We start from the raw sequence: 18,218 nt of genomic DNA, 5'->3' as shown, positions 1-18,218 counted from the left end.
AGGGCCGCCATCTCAGGCTCAGCGCAGCAGGAAGGCGCCGGCGGCATTCAGGACGAGGAAGACCAGCAGGCTGCCGATGATGCCGGCGCCGCCAAAGAAGCCGGCCGCCATGGCAATCAGCAGGACCACGACGACCATGGTGCCCCACTTGGCCCCGGCGAGGAACATGCTGTAGGTCTTTTCATGCTCCTGGTAGTCCATCGGAGCACCCATTTCGACCGGTCCGCTTTGGTGATTGTCCATCGATCCCATCTCCTTGATCAGCCACGACCTGCCGCAGAAGCGCCGATCGCAGAAAAAGCCCTTCGCCGACAAGAATCTGCGCAAGGCGCAGCCCATTTGGCACTGACTCAGGCCTTACACAATGGCTTGTCAAAGCGCAATGGTGACAAAAAGTCCGCCGCTGCGCCCGACATCCATTAACCGAGATATGCCATCTCGGGCGACTGCGGGCGACCGGCGATGCGCGCGGTCGGAAGGATCGTCAGCGGCGCGGTTTCGAAGTTCGAACGATCGAACAGCATGCGGCGCTCGCAGGCCTCCGACTGGAAGGCCGGGAAGCGCTTCATCATCTTCGAGCGCAGTTCGCGCGTCTTGGAGGCGAGCAGCATCAGGTCGAAGTCGTAGGTCGGCACGCGACGCGGCTCCACCAGCGGCTGGGCATAGAAGAAGCGGCGGTAGAAGGCGGCATGCGCCGGGCGGATTGGCTGGAGAACGCGGTCGGCATCAAAGTAGATTGCGGCAACCGGCGTCAAACGCACCGTCAGGTACGGCATGGCCGAGAGCTCACCGGCAAACTCCGGTGCAATGGCAAACCGGGCCGAGTCGATCAGCGTCATGCCCGCATCAAGCATTTCGTTGACCGCTTCGGGGAAGATGAGGATCGACTGGCACACCCGGTGCTCGGGCGTCACGACATGCAGGCGGATCGTGCTCACCAACTGCTCGTCGTAATAGACGCCGAACACATGGGCATTGCGGTCGAAGTCGATCTCGTCGATCAGCTTCGTTGCATTGACCGGCAATACTCCGTGCGTCTTGTAGGCCTTGTAACGCAGGCGCGCGATATCCTCGAAATCTTCCTGGGTTTCGATCCGCCGGTATTCAACATGGTCGAGTGTCGAAAGAAGCTTGGCAGAAAAGTTATCGTTAACAAAAGATCTATTAAATGGCATTGGTCATTCCCCGTCTTTAACGAAGAATTAACCCTCACAACCGCGCCGCCGCAAGAAGAAGCGCTAATACTTAATCAGCTTTTAAAAAGCATGGTTAATGAAACATTAACAGCAGCTTACCGAATGGCAGCTGCTGTTAAGAATTGACAGTTTGATCTAACGTGGGAGAGCGCCCCAGAGGGCTTCTGAAGCCGGCCGTCAGCCGGCTGCAGCCATCAGCGGACCGGGCATATCGGTTTTGTTGCGCGACGTCAGGCGCGAGCGCTTGCCGCCACGCAGGGAGCCGTTCAGAAGCTCGTCGATCTCTTCCGGGGCCACCGGCATCGAGAAGACGTAACCCTGCACGAGATCGGCAAAGCCGCGGGCATTGATCAGCGAAAGCTGTTCCTGCGTTTCCACGCCTTCGACAACGATCCGCAGACCGAGATCGCGCGACAGGTTGACGATGCCACGCAACAGTTTGCGCTTGCGCTCGTCCTCGGCGACGTTGCGGATGAAGGCACGGTCGATCTTGACGATATCAAGCGGCAGCGTGTCGAGATAGCTGAGGCTGGAGAAGCCCGTGCCGAAGTCGTCGATCGCAACGGTGACGCCGGTCGCCCGGAACTGGTTCAGAATGGCACTGACGGAAACCGGCTCGTCCATGAAGACGCTTTCGGTAACTTCCAGATGCAGGCGCTTCGGGCTCAAACCGTTCCGTTCCAGCACATCGGCAACGAAGGCCAGGATGTCGCTGTTGCGCAAGTCCTGGATTGAAAGGTTGACGGAAACTGCAAGCGGCTCCGGCCAGGCGGCGCAATCGCGGCACGCCTGTTCGATAACGAAACGGCTGATGGCGGAGACGATGCCCATGTCTTCGGCCATCGGAATGAAGATATTCGGGCCGACCATGCCGCGCTCGGGGTGGCGCCAGCGCACCAGCGCCTCGCAGCATTCGATGCTCGAACCATCCGGCTTGTACATCGGCTGGTAGACGATATGCAGCCCGCCATGTTCCACCGCGTGGCGAAGGTCGGTGCGCAGCTTCTGCTCGGCGATATACTGGGCGTCCATTTCCGGGCGGAACACGGTAAGCGTGCCGTTGCCGACGCTCTTCGCATGGTTGAGCGCGAGGTCGGCCTTGATCTGGCAGTTCTCCATCGCAAAATCGCGCGAGGGGAGAATGACGCAACCGCTGTTCAATGACACCGGCAGCCGCAGTTCGTCCACCTGGTAGCCGCCCTGCAGCTCTTCATGAAGCTCGCGCATCTGCTGTTCGAGGTCATGCGCACAATCGTCGCCAAGCAGGAGCACGGCAAACTCGTCGCCAACCAGGCGTCCGGCCAGCATGTTCGGCGCTTCGAGCGCCCGCAGCCGTTCGGCGATCATCGACAACAGCCGGTCGCCGACCACGTGGCCACGTACGTCGTTGACATGCTTGAAGCCATCGACATTGAACACGGCAAATGCCGCCAGCGCGTCGTCGCGACCCTTGAGGCGCTCCTCGGCGAGTTCTGCAAAGTGGTTGCGGTTCGGCAGGCCGGTCAGCGAGTCGAAGCGCACCATGTGCAGGATCTGCTGTTCGGCTGCCACCCGGGCGCTGACGTCTTCGAACACCAGCACCACGCCGCCATCGGCACGACGGCTTGCGGAAAATTCCAGATGCTGCTCGTCGGCCACCTGAAGCAGCGCACGCTGCTGGCTGCCATCGATCAGCGCGGTGATCCGCGCCAGGTTGGCGCCCGACAGGTTGCGGGGGCTCTTCGGCAGGAGTTCGGCCAGCACGCGGTCCTTCACGTCAGCCGAACGGCCAAGGCTCAAAAGGTCCAGCGCCTGGCGGTTGATGACTTCGACGCGGCCCTTGGAATCGAGCATGACGACACCATGCGCGACAGTCTTCAGCGCCGTATCGAAGCGACTGGCGATGATGGTCATCTGCCGCGAGGCAACGACGTTTTCGTAGAGGAATTCGCGCACGCCGTTCGCCATGGAACGGGTCGTCAGGCCGAACGGGATCAGCAGCAGCGCCATCAGCACGAGATGGATGTTTTCGGTAAACAGGCAGGCGATCAGGATCGGGCCGGTGCAGCCGAGCGTCTGGAGGTCGACGGCGATGCGCGAACCATAATTGCGGCCGACGATCGACATCATCGAGCCGAGCGTCATCGCAATGCAGGTGAAACCGACAAAGGGATTGACCAGAACGATCAGCGCATAACCGCTGGCGGTGCCGAGAAGCAGGGCGGCCAGGAAGGCGCCAACCACATTCTGCAGCTCCCACGAGGCGATCTGCTTGCCGGTGATGGTGGTCTTGTCCGCCTTGTCGAAGCGCTGGAACACGTACATGCGATAGGCGAACACGGCGATGAAGCCCGCCGCAAAGACGAGGTAGAACCGGGCACTGCTATAGTGGAATACAACCAGGCACCACCAGACATGGACAACCACGCCGGTCCAGAGAGTGCCGCGATTTCCAAACAGCGAAGTGACGAAGGACAGATAAACATCTGTCGCCAACGTGTTCGCCTCATTCTCTTTCATAGGGTCCGTTCCCTCGATTACCAGCTCACGATGGGGTAAAACCCTTTAAGAATTGCTTGTTCCCGCCACGTCACGCCGGATGAGACACGCGCTCGCTCGGCATGTGCTGAACAAACCTTGAAGCCAATCTCGGTAATTTAAAGCTTAGTCTTGCCCGAAGCCTGCAATGCTGCACCAGCAATGGAGCGATTCAATGGCGGGATCTTCATCTTCCGCCCGGATCGGCGCCCCGATTCATCTGGTCTTATGCTTAAGGATCAGTGGACACGTCATTGCGTTGAAGCCGCTAATATCCTAGAGGTCACGCTGGAATTGCACGAGCTGACGTCAGCTCGCTGCAGGGGTGTTTGAAAAGCGATCAGGGGCGTAGGGCAATCGAGCGCCTCGAAGGAAGGGACAAATGGGCGCTCTCATAGCGTTCAGTCGCATTGTCGACGCCACGACGACTGCGATTGGAAAATCAGTGTCTTGGCTGCTGCTCGCAGCCGTTCTCATCAGTGCCGGAAACGCGGTGCTCCGCAAGGCGCTCGATATGTCGTCGAATGCCTGGCTCGAGGTACAGTGGTATCTCTTCGGCACCGTATTCATGCTGGCCAGCGCCTATGCCCTGCTGAAGAACGAGCATGTTCGCATCGACATCCTGTCGTCCACCTGGTCGAAAAAGACCCGGGACACGATCGACCTCATCCTCCACATCCTTTTCCTGCTTCCGTTTGCAAGCCTGATGACCTGGCTCGCCTGGCCCTGGTTCTGGCGCTCCTTCTTTTCCGGTGAGGTTTCCTCCAATGCCGGCGGCCTGATCATCTGGCCGGCCAAGCTCGCCGTCCTCCTCGGCTTCGCTCTCCTGCTTCTCCAGGCCATCTCGGAGATCATCAAGCGCTTCGCAGTTCTGACGGGCAAGATGGACGACCCGCGCGAAGACACTGCCGGCGAAATGCCGCCCGCTGCATCCGAGGTCTGAGATGATCGAACTTATCGCGCATAATTTGCCGCTCGTCATGTTCACGAGCGTAATGGGCATGCTGCTGCTCGGTTACCCCGTCGCATTCACCCTTGCGGCAGGCGGCCTGCTCTACTTCGTGATCGGCGTGGAACTCTCCCACATCTCACCGCAGATCCAGCTGTTCTGGCCGCTCCTGCAGAGCCATCCGGATCGCATCTACGGGATCATGTACAACGACACCCTGCTGTCGATCCCGTTCTTCACCTTCATGGGGATCATCCTCGAGCGGTCCCGCATGGCGGAAGACCTGCTGGACACGATTGGTCAACTGTTCGGCCCCATCCGCGGCGGCCTTGCCTATGCGGTGATCTTCGTCGGCGCGCTGCTCGGCGCCACGACCGGCGTCGTTGCCGCCTCAGTCATGGCCATGGGCCTCATCTCGCTGCCGATCATGCTGCGTTACGGCTACAACAAGCCGTTCGTTTCCGGCACCATTGCAGCTTCCGGCACGCTGGCGCAGATCGTCCCGCCATCGCTCGTCCTCATCGTCATGGCCGACCAGCTCGGTCGCTCCGTCGGCGACATGTATGTCGGCGCGCTATACCCTGCTCTGCTGATCATCGGCGCCTACTGCCTTTATGTCTTCGCCATCACCATGGTGAAGCCGGAATGGGCGCCGAGCCTGCCGGTGGAAGCCCGCACGCTCGGCACCGGCGTCACCTCGCTTGCGGTGATGGTCGCAGTCTCGGTCGGACTCTACTACCTCGGCCTCTACGTCCTCTTCACGGGCGTGCAGAGCCCTGAATGGCGGCTTGTTTCCGCCATGGCCTTTGCGGTTGGCGTCGCCTATCTCGTGGCGATCATCAACGGCAAGCTTGAGAAGAAGCTGATCTCGCGGCTGGCCGAGCAGGTCATCATCGTGCTCATCCCGCCGCTGGCGCTGATCTTCCTGGTTCTCGGGACGATCTTCCTCGGCATCGCAACGCCGACCGAAGGCGGCGCCATGGGCGCCACCGGTGCGCTCATCCTGGCGCTTGCCAAGGGTCGCCTGAACTTCGGCACGGTGAAGAGCGCGCTCGACGCCACAACGCGTCTTTCCGCCTTCGTGATGATCATCCTGATCGGTGCCCGCGTCTTCGGCCTCACCTTCTACGGCATCAACGGCAACGTCTGGATCGAGGAGCTGCTGCTCGCTCTGCCGGGCGGCGAGTATGGCTTCCTGATCGTCGTGACGATCATCATCTTCATCCTCGGCTGCTTCCTCGACTTCTTCGAGATCGCCTTCATCATGGTGCCGCTGCTGGCCCCGGTTGCCGAAAAGCTTGGCATCGACCTGATCTGGTTCGGCATCATCCTCGGCATCAACCTGCAGACCTCGTTCCTGACGCCGCCTTTCGGCTTCTCGCTGTTCTTCCTTCGCTCCATCGCGCCTGCGGGCAATTGGGTGGACAAGGTGACAGGCAAGACGATGTCCGGCATCAAGACCACCGAGATCTACAAGGGCGTGTTCCCGTACATCGTCATCCAGTTCCTGATCATCATGATCGTGATCGCCTTCCCGGGCCTGGTGATGGGGTACAAGAACGACCATCCGGTCAATGCGGATGACGTGGAGATCAACCTGCCGGCACTCGGTGGCGGCAACACGAGCTCCGAGCCCTTCGGTCTTCCGCCGCTGAACTTCGGTGGCGCGGCACCGGAAGCCCCGGCACCGGGTGCGCCTGCAGAAGGCCAGCCAGCTCAGCCGGCACAGCCAGCCATGCCGCCGATGCCGAACTTCGGCGAGCCACCCAAGATCAACCCCTGACGGGCTGGCGCTCGCCCGGCAATCCGGGCGAGCCATTGATCCGGAAGGCGGGGCACCGCCCTCCTCCGCCGAGGGCTTCGGCTGTTCAGCGGACAAACAAAAACCCCGGGCCTCGCGACCCGGGGTTTTTCGTGTTCGGCTTGGGTAGTGCTTAAAGCTTGCCGGCGCGCTGCTGGATCATCATGAAGGTGTCGAAGGTGTATTCCGACAGCTGCATCCAGAGATAACCTTCCTTCTTGAAGGCCACCTGGTCTTCGTAGATCTTCTTGAAGTCGGCGTTGGTCTCGGAAATTTCCTTGTAGACCTCGAGCGAGGCCTGGTAGCAGGCTTCCAGGATTTCCTGGCTGAATGGGCGCAGCGTCGTTCCCTGCGAAACGATCTGCTTGATCGCGCCCGGGTTCTTGAGGTCGTACTTCGCCATCATGTTGGTGTTGGCGAAGGCGCAGGCATCCGTCAGCGCCGCCTGGTACTGCTTCGGCAGGCTGTTCCACTTGTCGAGGTTGACGAATGCGTGGATCGCAAGGCCGCCTTCCCAGAAGGCCGGGTAGTAGTAATACTTGGCGACCTTGGCGAAACCGAGCTTGTTGTCGTCATATGGACCGATCCACTCGGCCGCGTCGATCGTGCCCTTTTCGAGCGCCGGATAGATGTCGCCGCCAGCAATCTGCTGCGGCACGGCGCCGAGCTTTTCAAGCACGCGGCCGGCAATGCCGGCGATACGCATCTTGACACCCTTGAAGTCGTCAACCGTGTTGATTTCCTTGCGGAACCAGCCACCCATCTGGGCACCGGTGTTACCGGCCAGGATGCCATAGATGTTATGCTTGGCGAAGAACTCGTTCATCAGCGTGTTGCCGTTGCCCTGGTAGAACCAGGCATTGGTCAGGCGCGCGTTGAGGCCGAACGGGATGGCGCTACCGATACCGAAGGTCGGGTCCTTGCCGACGAAGTAATAGGAGCAGGTATGGGCCATCTCGACCGTCGAGTTGGTGACGGCGTCGGCCGCCTGCATGGCGGGGACGATTTCAGCAGCGGCATAAGGCTGGATCGTGAAGTTGCCGTCCGTCGCTTCGGCGACGTGCTTGGCAATATCCTCGGCGCCACCATAGATGGTATCGAGCGACTTCGGGAAGGACGAGGTCAGACGCCAGGTGACTTTCGGATTTGCCTGCGCAATGGCCGGAGCAGCAAGCACCGATGCGGCGGCGGCCCCGGTGCCGGTAACGGCAGCCTTCTTAAAGAATGAACGACGATCCATAAATTAACCTCCCTTGAAGACGAAACCACAGGTCTGCCCTCGAGATCCCGCGGATATGCTTGCGAAGTAACCATGACATCTATTTGCGTGCAAGCGGCACCGCTCACATTCCTTAATGCGTGTGGTCTAATCTTCTTAGACTTTGGTCGGACGACGTCTGCCTGCAAAAACCGCAAATAGTTTCAAGGGGCAACATTGGTTGCCGTGGGATCGGCCACGACTGCCAAGCCCCGCATCATCTTGACTTGGCAAGGTTCGAAGCGCCACATCAATGACCAATCGCTTTTCGACTGCTGGAGACCCACATGCCCATGCCGATCGTCGCTCTTCCTGCCGACATCAGAGAAATCGAAGGAGGCGTGTGGCATGCATCGCCAAACCAGTATGTGAAAGCCGCGCTGAAGGTGGCCGAGGTGATGACCTTCATCATCCCCGCCTTCGAGGAAGGCAATGACATCGATGCCATCCTCGACCGGGTCGATGGCGTGCTGATCTCGGGCTCGGCGACCAATGTCCACCCTTCCCTCTACGGCAGGCAAGCGACGGAAAGTGACGGGCCGTTCGACACCGCGCGCGATGCAACCTCGCTACCGCTCATTCGCCGCGCAATCGACCGCGGCATTCCGCTTCTCGCCATCTGCCGTGGCATCCAGGAACTGAACGTGGCGCTGGGCGGCACGCTTGCCAGCGAAATCCAGGACCAGCCCGGCATCTGGGACCACCGCAAGCCGCCGGTCCTTGAGCGCGACGGCATGTATGCCATCCGCCAGCCGGTCTTCGTGCAGGAAGGCTCGTGCATGGCGCAATATCTCGGGCTGACCGGCGAAGTGCAGGTGAACTCCTTGCACCGCCAGGCAATCGCCGAAACTGCCCCGCGACTGAAGGTGGAGGCAACGGCGGCAGACGGGACAATCGAGGCGGTCTCGGTGATCGATGCCAAGAACTTCGCCGTCGGCGTGCAATGGCATCCGGAATATTGGGCCGAAACCGACGCGCCTTCGCGCGCCCTCTTCCAGGCCTTCGGCGACGCGGTTCGCACCTATGCCGCCGGCAACACCGTCAAGAGCGTTGCCGCCTGATCCAGACTGATCAGGCTCTCGGGCGGTAGGGACCGGTCGACTGGCGGATGCGCATTTCCGGCTTGATCAGGTGGATGCCGTCCGGCTCATGGCTGCCGGCCAGCCGGTCCAGCAGGGCGCGCGCCGCGAGCCGCCCAACTTCCGCCTGCCCGTTCGAGACGGTGGTGAGCGATGGCGTCGCAATCGACGCCTGCTCCAGGTCGTCGTAGCCCGTTACCGAGATATCCTGCCCGACAACAAGACCGGCGCGGCCGATGCCGTTCATCAGGCCGATGGCGACAAGGTCGTTCCAGCAGACGGCGGCCGTCGGCTTTTGCGGCAGCGACAGGAAATGCACCGCAGCCTCGAACCCACCCTGCATGGTGCGTGGCCCGGGAATGCGCAGGTCCCGATCGACCTCGATATTGGCCTTGCGCAAGGCGTTGACGTAACCCTGGTAACGGTCACGGCCGGTCGAGGTCTGGTCGGTGCCGCCGATCATGGCAATCGTCCGGTGCCCGAGCCCGATCAGGTGGTTGGTGGCAAGCGAAATGCCATAGCTGTCATCGCCGCGATAGGTCGGCATGTCGACGCCGTCGATCGAACGCGCGATGAGCACGGCCGGCATGCCATTGTCTTCGGTGAGCCGCATGTCCTCAACCGGCGTGCCGATCGCCGGCGACATGATGACGCCATCCCCGCCAAGCTGCAGCAGCGTTTCGATGAACATCCGCTGCTTCTCGACCGAGTCGTAGTGGTTCGAGAGGATGAAGGTGTGGCGGCTGCGATCGAGCTCGGTTTCGATCGCCTTGAGGATTTCGCCGTAGAACGGGTTCATGATGTCGTGCACCACGACCCCGATGATGCCGGAACGCGAGGTCCGGAGGCTGGCGGCGCGGCGATTGTAGATATAGCCCAGCGCCCGCGCCTGTTCCTTGATCTTTTCGCGCGTATCGACCGCCACCAGAGGGCTGTCGCGCAATGCCAGGGAAATGGTCGCAGTGGAAAGGCCGAGGCTTTCGGCAATCGTCGACAGTTTGACCTTTTGCGCCATGTCCCCCACCCGCAGCGGCAGGCGCCGAAGGTCCGGCGCCGAATTAAACTTTAAATAAACAATTTAATTCGGCCCGACAATATGGTCCTTCAGGTTTCAACTGTCATCGTTACCAAGCGCTGGCTGGACGTTGTTCTCGATTGCCTTCAACAGCTTGAGGAGCGTGCGCACCTCCTTGTCGGTGAGGCCCTTGGCGGCGAGCGCGCCGCAATCGGCAACCGAGCGGCCGATCTGGTCCACCGTCTTCAGCCCCGTTTCGGTCAGGTGCACCTTGGTCAGCCGGCCATCCGTGCCGTCGGCGCGCCGTTCAAGAAACCCTTGCGCTTCCATGCGGCCGATCGTGCGGGTCATCGTCGGCGCCTTGACCCCAAGCCGCGCTGCAAGCTGGCCCGGTGTCAGCCCATCCTCTTCCGCGAGCGTCAGGATCACACCATCCTGGCCGGCATAGAGCCCGGTTTCGCCAAGGCTGCGGCTGAGCAGGGTGCGCATCGAACGGGCGGCTTGAGTGATGGCCGGCGCAAGATCGGCAACCAAACTCGCCTCCGCGGCCTTCTTCTTGCCGGACTTGCCCTTCTTGTCGCCCTTCTTCTTGCTCATTGCCAACCGCCTGCTTTGCCCTCAAGAAGAAACTGAACTACCTGTGTCGCGACATCCATAACCAAACCGGGAAACCATCGCCAGATGCCAGGCCCAAAGCGACGTTATCACGACAACGATACGAAGATTGCATCCACAGAAAGGCAGGACTGGATCGCCGTCCTGCCGCTTGGCGCGCATGAGCAGCACGGACCGCATCTTCCCTTCGAAACAGATACGCTGATCGCCGAAGGGCTGGTGAGCCGGCTGATCGCCGCGCTTCCCGAAGATCTGCCTGTGACCTTCCTGCCCGTGGAGCAGGTCGGTTATTCGATCGAACACATGGACGTTGCCGGCACCAGGACGCTGGCCTTTGACGAAGCGGTGAACCGCTGGCTCGGCATTGCCGCCGATCTGTACGCGCGAGGCATCCGCAAGCTCGTGCTTTTGAACGCCCATGGCGGCAATTCCCCGCTCATGACAATCGTCGCGACGGAAGCGCGGGTGCGGCTCAACATGCTTGTTGTGGCGACCAGCTGGACGCGCTTCGGCCAGCCACCGGGCTGGATCACGCCGGAGAAGAAGGCCGTCGACATCCACGGCGGCGACATCGAGACTTCCGTGATGCTGGCGCTGTGGCCGGACCGCGTCGACATGACGAAGACCAAGAATTTTGGCTCGCGACAGTCCGCATTCGCACAAAGCTTCAAACACCTGCGCGCCTATGGGCCACATGCATTCGGCTGGAAGATGTCGGACCTCAACGACGAAGGCGTGGCGGGCGATGCCTCCGCCGCCACCGCCGAACGGGGGGAAGAACTGGTTACCCATGCCGTGCAGGGGATCACTGAACTCCTGGAAGACGTGGCCGCGTTCGACGTGACACGCCTGCGTTGAGCCCGCTTGTAAGCCCTCATCGCCTGCGCATATTATGTCTGGATGAAACGCCCGAAGGAGGCGCCCATGCGCATTTCCATTGCGGAAGCGGAAGGCCAATTGACGGAACTGGTGAAGCTCGCCACCCAAGGCGAGGAGGTCGTCCTGACGCAGGACGGCGGGGCGTCGGTAAGGCTGGAGCCGATCTCGCGCTCCCCGCTGCCTACGGAAGAACGCTTGAAGCTCTTTGAAAAGATCCGACAAAGTGCCAAGGACGATCCACCGGATTTTGGTACGGACGCGGCAAGGAGCCAAGATTTTCTTTACGACGAGCTTGGCTTACCTAAATGATCGTCGTCGACACGTCCGCTCTCATCGCAATCATCAAAGATGAAGAGATGGGTTGGGCGTGTTCCAACATCATGGCGCGAGAGCCGCGTATCATCATGTCTGCAGGCACGCTTGTTGAGGCGAGGATTGTCGCTCTCGGTGCACGTCGTCTCTCAACTCTAGACGAGATCATCGCGGGCTCGATAGCGGAAGTCATACCAGTGACGGATGAACGGGCGCGTCTCGTCTCGGATGTTTATCGGCGATGGGGCAAAGGCTTTCACCGCGCCGGCCTCAACTTCGGTGATTGCTTCGCCTATGCGACCGCCCAAGAGTTCGACTGCCCGCTGCTTTACATCGGCAATGACTTTGCACAAACCGACGTCCGCTCCGCCCTTCCTCCCTCCTCCAGCTGATGTGATTATATAACATCGAAACCCTTTGAACTCCTCCGGGCTTAGCCTTATATGAGGCCAACCTGTCCGCGATGCCGGACGAACTCCCAAAGAATTCGAGGTTTCCCATGGCCGAAAACACATCCGAAGCAGCCGCTCCGAAGCCCGTACCCGTGACTGTGCTGACCGGCTATCTCGGCGCCGGCAAGACGACGCTCCTGAACCGCATCCTGTCGGAAAGCCACGGCAAGAAATATGCCGTCATCGTCAACGAATTCGGCGAGATCGGCATCGACAACGACCTGATCGTCGAGTCGGATGAAGAAATCTACGAGATGAACAACGGCTGCGTCTGCTGCACCGTTCGCGGCGACCTGATCCGGGTCGTGGAAGGCCTGATGCGCCGCCCTGGCCGCTTCGACGGCATCATCGTCGAGACCACCGGCCTGGCTGATCCGGTGCCGGTTGCGCAGACCTTCTTCATGGACGACGACGTGCGCGCCAAGACGGAACTCGACGCCGTGGTGGCGCTGGTCGATGCCAAGCACCTGCCGCTTCGCCTGAAGGACAGCCGCGAGGCCGAAGACCAGATCGCTTTTGCCGATGTCGTCGTGATCAACAAGACCGACCTTGTTTCGCCGGAAGAACTGGCCGTCGTCGAGGATGTCGTGCGCGCCATCAACCCGACCGCGCGTGTCTACAAGACAAGCCGTTCGGGCGTCGATCTCGCCCGCGTGCTGGACCAAGGCGCCTTCAACCTGGAACGTGCGCTGGAAAACGATCCGCACTTCCTGGACCACGACCACGAGGACCATGTCTGCGGCCCCGACTGCGATCATGACCACGGGCACCACCATCATCACCACGACCACGATCATGACCACCATCATCATGATCATGACCATGATCACGACCATCACCACCATGAGCATGGCGCCATGTCGCCGATCCATGACGTGACGGTGAAGTCGATCTCTCTGCGTGGCGGCGAGATGAACCCGGAGCGCTTCTTCCCCTGGATCCAGAAGATCACCCAGACGGAGGGCCCGAACATCCTGCGCCTCAAGGGCATCATCGCCTTCAAGGGCGACGAGGAACGGTACGTGGTGCAGGGCGTGCACATGATCGTTGAAGGCGATCACCAGCGTCCGTGGAAGGATGGCGAAAAGCGCGAAAGCCGCCTCGTCTTCATCGGCCGCGAGCTTGACTTCGACAAGATCGAGAAGAGCTTCCTCGCCTGCCAGGCTGCCGTAACGACCGCCGCCTGATGCCGACAGTTGCACCGTTTGATATCGAAGGCCATGTCGTCGCGGCTCATTTCCTCGGCGACACGCCCTTCTTCGCCAATGCATCGGGCACGATCCACCGGCTGGACAGCGGCGAAAAGGTAACAGAGGCCCACCAGGGGCTGCTCACCTGCATCCGCGATCTGCATAGCCCGTCGCTCATCAGCGGCGGCGAGGACGGCAAGGTGGTTCGGATTGCCGCGGACGGCACGGCGACGGTGCTCGCCGAAGCGCCGCGCAAGTGGATTTCCGTGGTGGCTGGCGGTCCGCAGGGCGCCGTTGCTTATGCGCATGGCAAGTCGAGCTTCGTTCGCCAGAATGACGGCACCATCAAGGAGTTCAAGGAAGAGCGCAGCGTTGAAGGGCTGGCCTTCGCCACCAAGGGGCTGCGCATTGCCGCCGCCCGCTACAATGGCGTGACGCTGCACTGGGTTGCGACCTCGGGCGCACCGGTCGATCTCGAATGGAAGGGCGCCCATACCGGCGTCACCTTCTCGCCCGACGGACGCTTCCTGGTCACCACCATGCAGGAAAACGCGCTGCACGGCTGGAAGCTCGATGGCAAGCCCGGCGAAAATCGCCACATGCGGATGACCGGTTACCCGGCCAAGGTGAAGTCGCTGTCGTGGTCCCCGAAGGGCAAGTGGCTTGCCTCCTCCGGTGCACCGGCGGCGATCGTCTGGCCCTTCTCGTCGAAGGACGGGCCGATGGGCAAGGCGCCGCTCGAACTCGGCACCCGCGCCAATATCCTGGTCACACAGGTTGCCTTCCACCCGGCCGAAGAAGTTCTTGCGATCGGTTTTGTCGATGGGATGATCCTTGGCGTTCGCATCGCTGACCAGAAGGAGGCGCTGTTGCGCCGCCCCGGCAAGGGCGCGATCACCGGCATGAGCTGGAGCGCCAATGGCAGGCTTCTGGCCTTCTCATCCGAAGCTGGCGATTGCGGCGTGGTCGACATCTCGGCTTAAGAAAATTGAGCAGCACGGATAACCGCAGCGGAGATAACTCCGCCGCGGCCGGATCCATGTGACATGGGCAGGCAGTTGGTAGGCTAGAGGTAGTATGTCAGGCTTGCCGCCTGCCCGACTGCTTTTGCATTTTCCGAGAGGCTGGTTCCGGAGGGTCCAAATTACGAAACCGGTTCCTTTCGGTGGTCGGCGCCCTGACAGCGCCTTCCTGCATCAACAGCCATCATCGGACAATGGTTACTTCCCCAAGAGGAAAAGCCGGTTCGCGACCCGACTTCCTGTCCGATGACGGGACCAGAATAAGCGCCGGCCGGACCCCGTGGAAAAACGGCCCCTGTTTTTCAGCTATGCGGTTGAAGTTGCTCGGGCAGCACCCCGAAATTTTCCACGTTTGATCAAGCTTGGCGAACCGCGTCGATGATCTCGGCAAGCAGGTCGTGCAGGTCGTCGCGATAACCGCTTCGCGCCGATGGTCCGCTGTCGCTGGAAGTCATGACGGCGGTGAGCGCCAGCGACGGCACAACATACACCATCTGGCCGCCGTAACCCCAGCCGAACTTCACGTCTTCGCCGCCGATCGAGCGCAGGAACCAGCCGTAGCCATATCCATCGCCGGAGAAACGGGAGTTTGTGCGCGGCGTCCAGCTTTGTTCGATCCAGCTCTGCGACACGACCTGCTTGCCGTTCGGGGCCTTGCCGCCGTTGCGGTAGAGCTCGCCGAAGGCCAGGAGCGAGCGTGCAGTCATCGCCATCTGGTTGCCGCCGAGATGGATGCCCTGCGGATCGCGCTCCCATGAGCCGATGCGGAAGTCATCCAGCGGTGCCAGCCATTCGCGCGCCAGTGTCAGCGTCGGCTTGCGGCTGACCCGGGTGAGGATGGCCGACAAGAGATGCGTTGAGGCCGTGGAATACAGCATCGCACCGCCGGGCTCGCCATCGAAGGGTTCGGACAGCGCAAAGCGCACCCAATTGCGGCTCGAGACCCAGCGGCCGTAGTTCGGGCCCGACATGCGCGCCAGCCCCGCCTGCATGGACAGGAGATTGCCGATGGTGATCTCGTGGATGCGCCGATCCGGGTTGCGCGGCAGCTCGGATTGGAGGATCGGCGCGATCTTCTGCTCCGTGCCGTCCAGCAGCTTTCGGTCGATGGCAATGCCGACGAGGCAGGAGATGATCGACTTGGAGGCGGACTTGATGTTGGTCGAGGCATCGAGCGAATGGCCGTTGAAGGCGCGCTGTGCCACGATCCGCCCTTCCCGCGATACCATAACCACCTTGAGCGGCTCGAGTTCGCCCGCACCGGCGAGCACCGCATCGACGGACGTCGGAGGTTGTGGCACCGGCAGTTGCCTTGTGTCTTGGGCAAGGCCGGGACGCGTGGCGAGCAGCGCCGGCAGGGCAAGGAGGGTGTGGCGTCGGGTCAACATGCGCGGCAGATAGGGTGATGTGGGCTGCTCTTGTACCATCATCAGCCGGATTCACGCCATGGTGACGCACCGTGAGCACTTGCCGTGGCAAAGCAGGTGGCGGAATAACTCTTGCCGGAATCGCCAAACAGGGCGATGAAGGGCATCGGTTGCCAGCCTTCGGGGCAAGCAGCCGGCATCGGCTCAATGATCGGACACTCAATGGCCAAGGCACCCAAGACCGAACATTCTGAACTTGCGGGCGAGTTCACGCAGGACGACATTACCGTTCTCGTCGATATCTATCGCGAGGCAGGGACGAATGGCGACTGGACCCTCGAAGTCATCACCCCGGATGAGGATGTGACCTCCTGGGAGGAACCCTTCGCCACGGATCGCGAGGCCTTCGACGAGTTCCTGGCGACCGTGGAGCGCGACGGCATCCGCTCCTTCTTCGGCGAACCGGACCCGGAGCCGATGGTGCACTGATGAAGAAGGTCGAAGACCTGATTACGTCCGCCCGGACGATGCATGACCGTTATGCCGCCGGACGCATGGAACGCGATATTGTTCGCCAATGGGTGCTGGGGCTCGGCAGTTATCCGGAGCCGCATGGAAAGCGCGTCCAGGAGGCGGCATCATGGTTCAAGCCGCTGCGCGACGATGCCGACCCTGTGGAGTTGAAGGCGGCGGACCTGGCAAAGCTGCAGGCGATCTACCAGCCGTGACGCGCCCTGCCCTATAGCTCGGCTTCTGCGAACACCCTTGCGATCCAATCGATAAACACCCGCACGCGCGGCGAAAGCTGGCGGTTCTGCGGGTAAAGTGCCGAAAGCGGCGTGGGCGATGGCGGGAAATCTGCCAGCACCTCCACGAGGCGGCCCGCCTCCAGGTCGTCACGGAAGCGGTAGCGCGGCGCCTGCATCAGGCCGTAACCCTGGCGCGCCAGATCCACCATCGTGTCGGAGTTGTTGACGGTGAGCCGGCACGGCAAGGTGACGTGCCGCAACTCGCCGTCCACGGTGAATTCGAGCGGCATGATCTGCCCGGTGCGCGACGAGATGAAGCCGACCGCCTGGTGGCCTTCAAGCTCGTCCGGCGAGCGCGGCATGCCGTGCTTTTCGATATAGGCAGGGCTGGCGCAGGTGATTTCGGTGAGTTGGCCGAGCCGGCGCATGATGAGCCCGGTGTCTTCGAGTTCTCCGGCTCGGATGGCGCAATCGACCCCCTCGCGCACGAGATCGACCAGCCGGTCACCCTGGCCGATCTGCAGGTCGATGAGCGGATAACGATCGAGGAACTCGTGCAGCCGCGGCACAAGCAGCGTGCGGGTGAGATGCGGATGGGCATCGACCCTGAGGAGCCCGCGCGGCTGCGCATCGCGGAAGATATTCTCCGCCTCGTCCACATCGGCGAGGATCGACAGGCAACGCTCGTAGAAACCGCGACCGTCAAGCGTCGGCGTAACATGCCGCGTCGTCCGCTCCAGGAGGCGCACGCCAATATCGTCTTCAAGCTGCTTGATGGCGGCGGTGACGGTGGAACGCGCCAGCCCCAGGTCGGCCGCGGCGGCAGCAAAGCTTCCCCGTTCGACGATCCGCGTAAAGAGCTGCATGCGCCCGAGACGATCCATCTCCGTTGTTCACCACAGCCGAATTTTGATGTCAAGTTGGCGCCAATTGTTCTGCCTGCACGACAGTCATATCTCTTGGTCACCACAACAACAGGAGAAATTCCATGACCAATCCAGTTCAACGTGTTGCCATCGTTACCGGCGCTTCCAAGGGGATCGGCAAGGCGATTGCCCTGAGGCTCGCGCAGGACGGGCTTGCTGTGGTCGTCAACTATGCATCGAGCCGCGCAGCAGCCGACGAGGCCGTGGCGGAGATCGAGGCTACTGGCGGCAAGGCCATTGCCGTGCAGGCCGATGTCGGTGCGACCGATGCCATGGCACGGCTTTTCGATGCCGCGGAACAAGCCTTTGGCGGCGTCGATGTCCTCGTCAACAATGCCGCAATGATGGCGCTCTCGCCGGTGGCGGACACCAGCGACGACGCCTTCGAACAGCATCTGGCGGTGAACCTGACCGGCACTTTCCGCGGCATCCGCGAGGGTGGTAAGCGGCTGCGCGAAGGCGGCCGGATCATCAACCTGTCGTCCAGTGTCGTCGGCGTTTATGGCCCGACCTATGGCGCCTATGCCGCCAGCAAGGCCGGCGTCGAAGCCTTGACGCATGTTGCTTCCAAGGAGTTCGGTGCCCGCAAGATCACCGTCAATACCGTGGCACCGGGTCCGGTGGAAACGGAGCTCTTCATGAACGGCAAGTCGGACGACCTGCTCCAGCGCATCGTCGGCTTGATCCCGCTGGGGCGTCTTGGCCAGCCGAACGACATTGCCCCGGTCGTGTCGTTCCTCGCAAGCCCGGACAGCGGCTGGGTAAACGGCCAGATCCTGCGCGCCAATGGCGGCATGATCTGATGCTTCGGCACAGCCGCCGGACGCGGATTTCGCTTTTACCGGTTGGTCCGGATGCGGTTTTCATGCGTAATAGGTTGAGGCGCCGGTA

General features: G+C 61.5%; 19 protein-coding genes. 11 read left to right on the top strand and 8 right to left on the bottom strand.

Translation table 11 applies throughout. The features are described 5' to 3' along the window. Positions 1–18: 18 nt before the first annotated feature. From M0654_RS03370 to M0654_RS03360, 3 genes are all read right to left on the bottom strand, one after another. Positions 19–243, bottom strand: a complete 225-nt coding sequence (locus M0654_RS03370; protein ID WP_248681833.1) for an aa3-type cytochrome c oxidase subunit IV — start codon at positions 241–243, stop codon at positions 19–21. Positions 244–419: 176 nt separating this feature from the next. Beyond that, on the bottom strand, positions 420–1,175 hold the full coding sequence (locus M0654_RS03365) for an N-acyl amino acid synthase FeeM domain-containing protein (RefSeq protein ID WP_248681832.1): 756 nt from the start codon (positions 1,173–1,175) through the stop codon (positions 420–422). Positions 1,176–1,373: 198 nt separating this feature from the next. Continuing rightward, entirely contained in the window at positions 1,374–3,695 is a 2,322-nt protein-coding gene (locus tag M0654_RS03360) for a putative bifunctional diguanylate cyclase/phosphodiesterase (protein WP_248681831.1), read from the bottom strand. A gap of 400 nt (positions 3,696–4,095) precedes the next feature. Here M0654_RS03360 and M0654_RS03355 point away from each other — a divergent pair, with 400 nt between their 5' ends. Together M0654_RS03355 and M0654_RS03350 are read left to right on the top strand one after the other, a co-directional pair. Further along, the gene (locus M0654_RS03355; RefSeq protein ID WP_248681830.1) at positions 4,096–4,656 is read left to right on the top strand and encodes a TRAP transporter small permease subunit; all 561 of its coding nucleotides are present in this window, start codon (positions 4,096–4,098) and stop codon (positions 4,654–4,656) included. Between the two features lies 1 nt (position 4,657). Continuing rightward, a complete protein-coding gene (locus M0654_RS03350) occupies positions 4,658–6,445 on the top strand; it encodes a TRAP transporter large permease (RefSeq protein WP_248681829.1) in 1,788 nt (595 codons plus the stop codon). 151 nt (positions 6,446–6,596) lie between these two features. Here the strand turns inward: M0654_RS03350 and M0654_RS03345 are convergent, their stop codons facing one another. Continuing rightward, positions 6,597–7,703: a TRAP transporter substrate-binding protein gene (locus tag M0654_RS03345; RefSeq protein WP_118850467.1), complete on the bottom strand. Its 1,107-nt coding sequence runs from the start codon at positions 7,701–7,703 to the stop codon at positions 6,597–6,599. A 305-nt stretch (positions 7,704–8,008) separates the two neighbouring features. On the opposite strand from M0654_RS03345, the gene M0654_RS03340 reads away from it, so the two are divergent. Beyond that, entirely contained in the window at positions 8,009–8,782 is a 774-nt protein-coding gene (locus M0654_RS03340; RefSeq protein ID WP_248681828.1) for a gamma-glutamyl-gamma-aminobutyrate hydrolase family protein, read from the top strand. Positions 8,783–8,792: 10 nt separating this feature from the next. Here M0654_RS03340 and M0654_RS03335 read toward each other — a convergent pair whose 3' ends face one another. Next, positions 8,793–9,815, bottom strand: coding sequence for a LacI family DNA-binding transcriptional regulator (locus tag M0654_RS03335; RefSeq protein ID WP_248681827.1), 1,023 nt, complete (start codon positions 9,813–9,815; stop codon positions 8,793–8,795). Positions 9,816–9,911: 96 nt separating this feature from the next. Next, positions 9,912–10,412, bottom strand: coding sequence for a MarR family winged helix-turn-helix transcriptional regulator (locus M0654_RS03330; protein WP_248681826.1), 501 nt, complete (start codon positions 10,410–10,412; stop codon positions 9,912–9,914). An 84-nt stretch (positions 10,413–10,496) separates the two neighbouring features. Here M0654_RS03330 and M0654_RS03325 point away from each other — a divergent pair, with 84 nt between their 5' ends. The 5 genes from M0654_RS03325 to M0654_RS03305 all read left to right on the top strand — a co-directional run bounded on the left by M0654_RS03325 (position 10,497) and on the right by M0654_RS03305 (position 14,246). Next, positions 10,497–11,288, top strand: a complete 792-nt coding sequence (locus M0654_RS03325) for a creatininase family protein (RefSeq protein ID WP_248681825.1) — start codon at positions 10,497–10,499, stop codon at positions 11,286–11,288. Positions 11,289–11,354: 66 nt separating this feature from the next. Next, complete coding sequence (locus tag M0654_RS03320; RefSeq protein ID WP_248681824.1) at positions 11,355–11,618, top strand: type II toxin-antitoxin system Phd/YefM family antitoxin; 264 nt, start codon at positions 11,355–11,357, stop codon at positions 11,616–11,618. Then, complete coding sequence (locus M0654_RS03315; protein ID WP_248681823.1) at positions 11,615–12,013, top strand: type II toxin-antitoxin system VapC family toxin; 399 nt, start codon at positions 11,615–11,617, stop codon at positions 12,011–12,013. Before M0654_RS03320 ends, M0654_RS03315 begins: the two co-directional genes overlap by 4 nt. 107 nt (positions 12,014–12,120) lie before the next feature. Next, complete coding sequence (locus M0654_RS03310) at positions 12,121–13,260, top strand: CobW family GTP-binding protein (RefSeq protein WP_248681822.1); 1,140 nt, start codon at positions 12,121–12,123, stop codon at positions 13,258–13,260. After that, positions 13,260–14,246: a WD40 repeat domain-containing protein gene (locus M0654_RS03305; protein ID WP_248681821.1), complete on the top strand. Its 987-nt coding sequence runs from the start codon at positions 13,260–13,262 to the stop codon at positions 14,244–14,246. Before M0654_RS03310 ends, M0654_RS03305 begins: the two co-directional genes overlap by 1 nt. A gap of 395 nt (positions 14,247–14,641) precedes the next feature. Here the strand turns inward: M0654_RS03305 and M0654_RS03300 are convergent, their stop codons facing one another. Continuing rightward, positions 14,642–15,712, bottom strand: coding sequence for a serine hydrolase domain-containing protein (locus tag M0654_RS03300; RefSeq protein WP_390919566.1), 1,071 nt, complete (start codon positions 15,710–15,712; stop codon positions 14,642–14,644). Between the two features lie 162 nt (positions 15,713–15,874). Here M0654_RS03300 and M0654_RS03295 point away from each other — a divergent pair, with 162 nt between their 5' ends. Further along, the gene (locus tag M0654_RS03295; protein WP_118851614.1) at positions 15,875–16,141 is read left to right on the top strand and encodes a hypothetical protein; all 267 of its coding nucleotides are present in this window, start codon (positions 15,875–15,877) and stop codon (positions 16,139–16,141) included. Further along, positions 16,141–16,380, top strand: coding sequence for a hypothetical protein (locus tag M0654_RS03290; protein WP_248681820.1), 240 nt, complete (start codon positions 16,141–16,143; stop codon positions 16,378–16,380). Before M0654_RS03295 ends, M0654_RS03290 begins: the two co-directional genes overlap by 1 nt. An 11-nt stretch (positions 16,381–16,391) precedes the next feature. On the opposite strand, the gene M0654_RS03285 is transcribed toward M0654_RS03290, so the two are convergent. After that, positions 16,392–17,285 (bottom strand): LysR family transcriptional regulator, encoded by an 894-nt coding sequence (locus M0654_RS03285; protein ID WP_248681819.1) that lies wholly within the window; start codon positions 17,283–17,285, stop codon positions 16,392–16,394. A gap of 104 nt (positions 17,286–17,389) precedes the next feature. Between M0654_RS03285 and M0654_RS03280 the strand changes: the two genes are divergently transcribed. Next, complete coding sequence (locus M0654_RS03280) at positions 17,390–18,130, top strand: SDR family oxidoreductase (protein ID WP_248681818.1); 741 nt, start codon at positions 17,390–17,392, stop codon at positions 18,128–18,130. Positions 18,131–18,218 lie beyond the last annotated feature (88 nt).

Origin of the sequence: Neorhizobium turbinariae, from assembly GCF_023223505.1 — a bacterium.
GTDB classification, from domain to species: Bacteria; Pseudomonadota; Alphaproteobacteria; order Rhizobiales; family Rhizobiaceae; genus Neorhizobium; species Neorhizobium turbinariae.
This window is presented reverse-complemented; position numbering and strand designations above follow the sequence as displayed.

Bases quoted from the DNA above. Each gene is read 5' to 3' on its own strand.
- M0654_RS03300 (WP_390919566.1), bottom strand. From the start codon at position 15,712: ATGGTACAAGAGCAGCCCACATCACCCTATCTGCCGCGCATGTTGACC.
- M0654_RS03330 (WP_248681826.1), bottom strand. From the start codon at position 10,412: ATGAGCAAGAAGAAGGGCGACAAGAAGGGCAAGTCCGGCAAGAAGAAG.
- M0654_RS03290 (WP_248681820.1), top strand. From the start codon at position 16,141: ATGAAGAAGGTCGAAGACCTGATTACGTCCGCCCGGACGATGCATGAC.
- M0654_RS03305 (WP_248681821.1), top strand. From the start codon at position 13,260: ATGCCGACAGTTGCACCGTTTGATATCGAAGGCCATGTCGTCGCGGCT.
- M0654_RS03325 (WP_248681825.1), top strand. From the start codon at position 10,497: ATGCCAGGCCCAAAGCGACGTTATCACGACAACGATACGAAGATTGCA.
- M0654_RS03285 (WP_248681819.1), bottom strand. From the start codon at position 17,285: ATGGATCGTCTCGGGCGCATGCAGCTCTTTACGCGGATCGTCGAACGG.
- M0654_RS03280 (WP_248681818.1), top strand. From the start codon at position 17,390: ATGACCAATCCAGTTCAACGTGTTGCCATCGTTACCGGCGCTTCCAAG.
- M0654_RS03310 (WP_248681822.1), top strand. From the start codon at position 12,121: ATGGCCGAAAACACATCCGAAGCAGCCGCTCCGAAGCCCGTACCCGTG.
- M0654_RS03350 (WP_248681829.1), top strand. From the start codon at position 4,658: ATGATCGAACTTATCGCGCATAATTTGCCGCTCGTCATGTTCACGAGC.
- M0654_RS03370 (WP_248681833.1), bottom strand. From the start codon at position 243: ATGGACAATCACCAAAGCGGACCGGTCGAAATGGGTGCTCCGATGGAC.
- M0654_RS03365 (WP_248681832.1), bottom strand. From the start codon at position 1,175: ATGCCATTTAATAGATCTTTTGTTAACGATAACTTTTCTGCCAAGCTT.
- M0654_RS03320 (WP_248681824.1), top strand. From the start codon at position 11,355: ATGCGCATTTCCATTGCGGAAGCGGAAGGCCAATTGACGGAACTGGTG.
- M0654_RS03355 (WP_248681830.1), top strand. From the start codon at position 4,096: ATGGGCGCTCTCATAGCGTTCAGTCGCATTGTCGACGCCACGACGACT.
- M0654_RS03315 (WP_248681823.1), top strand. From the start codon at position 11,615: ATGATCGTCGTCGACACGTCCGCTCTCATCGCAATCATCAAAGATGAA.
- M0654_RS03360 (WP_248681831.1), bottom strand. From the start codon at position 3,695: ATGAAAGAGAATGAGGCGAACACGTTGGCGACAGATGTTTATCTGTCC.
- M0654_RS03335 (WP_248681827.1), bottom strand. From the start codon at position 9,815: ATGGCGCAAAAGGTCAAACTGTCGACGATTGCCGAAAGCCTCGGCCTT.
- M0654_RS03345 (WP_118850467.1), bottom strand. From the start codon at position 7,703: ATGGATCGTCGTTCATTCTTTAAGAAGGCTGCCGTTACCGGCACCGGG.
- M0654_RS03295 (WP_118851614.1), top strand. From the start codon at position 15,875: ATGGCCAAGGCACCCAAGACCGAACATTCTGAACTTGCGGGCGAGTTC.
- M0654_RS03340 (WP_248681828.1), top strand. From the start codon at position 8,009: ATGCCCATGCCGATCGTCGCTCTTCCTGCCGACATCAGAGAAATCGAA.